Source organism: Salmonella sp. SAL4457 (assembly GCF_046548235.1).
Classification (GTDB): Bacteria; Pseudomonadota; Gammaproteobacteria; order Enterobacterales; family Enterobacteriaceae; genus Salmonella; species Salmonella enterica.
This window is the reverse complement of the sequence record NZ_JBGDZO010000454.1, coordinates 1-273: the sequence shown is the minus strand read 5'-3', so window position 1 is coordinate 273 and position 273 is coordinate 1. Positions and strand designations below refer to the sequence as shown.

Annotated in this window: 1 protein-coding gene; it reads left to right on the top strand. The window is 65.2% G+C overall.

The window, feature by feature from the left end; translation table 11 throughout:
• Positions 1 to 273: hypothetical protein (locus tag ACLJNW_RS25020; protein ID WP_410961332.1), on the top strand; the 273-nt coding region annotated here is incomplete at both ends.

Sequence of the window (273 nt, the reverse complement as noted above, 5' to 3'; positions counted from 1 at the left end):
GGTCTACGACGAGAAATCCTTCCTCGGCCTGACCCGTCTGCTGCGTGCCGGCCTGAGCAAGGATGACCTGCACATCGAGGACTATGCCGTCGCCTACCTGCGCGAACCGGTCCTGCTGTCCTTCGCCAAGGCTGCCCATCCGAGCCGTGTGCACCGCCCGGCCTACCCGGACTACGTGTCGATCCGCGAGCTGGACGGCAAGGGCCGGGTGATCCGCGAGTGCCGCTTCATGGGCCTGTTCACCTCCTCGGTGTACAACGAGAGCGTCAACGA